The sequence below is a fragment of the Methylophaga sp. UBA5088 genome, assembly GCF_002414625.1.
Lineage (GTDB): Bacteria > Pseudomonadota > Gammaproteobacteria > Nitrosococcales > Methylophagaceae > Methylophaga > Methylophaga marina.
The window spans coordinates 6645-8448 of the sequence record NZ_DIAC01000123.1; the positions used below are offsets into that span (position 1 = coordinate 6645).

The window sequence follows — 1804 nt, forward strand, 5'->3', positions numbered from 1 at the left end:
TGACATCAACGCCATATTGATGATTACCGCAGCCGATACCTGGAATGATAGCGGGCAAAACTCTGCTAAGAAAATGTAAGTTAAACCAACTGTTGATAAACATCTTCTTTAAATCCGACTATGGTCGTTGAGTCGTTGACCAAAACGGGGCGCTTAATCAGAGTAGGGTTTTCCAACATGAGTTCAATCGCGGTTTTTTCATCCAGATTGTCCTTACGTGGGTCATCCAGTTTCCGCCAGGTTGTGCCTCGTTTATTCAACAAAGTCTCCCAGTCAACGGACTGAAGCCATTCTTTGACGGTGCTCTCTTCAAGACCTTGCTGACGAAAATCGTGAAACACATAGTCAATAGAGTGTGCCTCAAGCCAGCTTCGTGCTTTTTTGACCGAATCACAGTTTTTAATACCGTAGAGAATCATTGTAGTCACATGTATATAAGGCTAAAAATAAAAAGGGGTGAGCAATAACGATTTGCTCACCCCTAATGTTATCTGAATAAAATGATACTAGATATCACGTAATAATTCATTAATACCCACTTTGCCACGTGTTTTTTCGTCAACTTGTTTAACGATAACCGCACAGTACAGGCTGTATGAACCATCTTTAGAAGGTAAGTTACCAGACACCACAACAGAACCTGCAGGGATGCGACCATAAGTGATTTCACCGGTCAGGCGATTGAAGATTTTTGTGCTTTGACCAATATAAACGCCCATTGAGATAACTGAGCCTTCTTCCACAACAACACCTTCAACTACTTCAGAACGAGCACCAATGAAGCAGTTATCTTCAATGATGGTTGGGCCGGCTTGTAAGGGTTCTAATACACCACCGATGCCTACGCCACCAGAAAGGTGAACGTTTTTACCGATTTGAGCGCAGCTACCTACCGTCGCCCAAGTATCGACCATGGTGCCAGAATCAACATAAGCACCAATATTGACATAAGAAGGCATCAAAACAACACCAGGTGCGATGTATGATCCGCGACGAACCGCTGCTGGTGGTACAACACGCACACCGGCTTTGTTAAAGTCATCTTCATTAAAGTTGGCAAATTTAGGCTCAACTTTATCGAAATAGTTGGTTTCTGCACCAGGCATGATTTTGTTGTCATTTAAACGGAATGATAATAAAACCGCTTTTTTCAGCCATTGGTTAACAACCCAGTCACCATTTTGTTTTTCTGCAACACGAGCTGAACCGTTATCCAGCATCGTTAATGCTTCATTGACTGCATTTCTGACATTGCTATCAGCGTTAGCAGGGTTAATCTCAGCACGGCGTTCAAACGCCTCTTCAATAATTTGTTGAATATCACTCATTGGTGTCTACTCCATTGATTTAATTATAAACTTTCAATAAGGCTGCGAATGCGATGTGCAGCTTCTATACATTCTTCCAGCGGGGCAACCAACGCCATGCGAATACAATTCGAACCAGGATTGCCCGCAGTGGTGTCACGGCCTAGATAGGTGCCTGGTAAAACGGTGACATTTTGTTGTTCAAATAATTGTCTGGCAAATGCCGTATCAGCAATGGGCGTTTCAGCCCACAAATAGAAACCGGCTTGCGGCATAGATACTGACATGACTGGCGCTAAAATTTCTAATACCGCATTAAATTTTTCCAGATACAGCTCACGATTATGAACAACATGATCTTCATCATTCCAGGCGGTGATGGAGGCCGCCTGTGTAGCAGGTGGCATTGAGCAACCATGGTACGTGCGGTAGCGTAGAAATTGTTTCAGAATATCAGCATCACCAGCGACAAAACCACTTCTCAAGCCAGGGGCGTT

The 1804-nt window shown here is 43.5% G+C and carries 3 protein-coding genes; all 3 read right to left on the reverse strand.

Features of this window, described 5'->3' with window-relative positions; all coding sequences use genetic code 11:
• Positions 1 to 80 precede the first annotated feature (80 nt).
• Positions 81 to 419: an ArsC family reductase gene (locus tag B4K20_RS15090; RefSeq protein ID WP_289283572.1), complete on the reverse strand. Its 339-nt coding sequence runs from the start codon at positions 417 to 419 to the stop codon at positions 81 to 83.
• Positions 420 to 506: 87 nt separating this feature from the next.
• A complete protein-coding gene (gene dapD, locus B4K20_RS15095; protein ID WP_289283542.1) occupies positions 507 to 1328 on the reverse strand; it encodes a 2,3,4,5-tetrahydropyridine-2,6-dicarboxylate N-succinyltransferase in 822 nt (273 codons plus the stop codon).
• A gap of 23 nt (positions 1329 to 1351) precedes the next feature.
• Positions 1352 to 1804, reverse strand: a 453-nt coding sequence (locus B4K20_RS15100) for an aminotransferase class I/II-fold pyridoxal phosphate-dependent enzyme (protein WP_289283543.1), incomplete at its 5' end; no start/stop codon positions are given.

What these genes read in the sequence shown, in the direction of transcription:
- B4K20_RS15090 (WP_289283572.1), bottom strand. Translation starts at nt 419, where the DNA reads ATGATTCTCTACGGTATTAAAAACTGTGATTCGGTCAAAAAAGCACGA.
- dapD (WP_289283542.1), bottom strand. Translation starts at nt 1,328, where the DNA reads ATGAGTGATATTCAACAAATTATTGAAGAGGCGTTTGAACGCCGTGCT.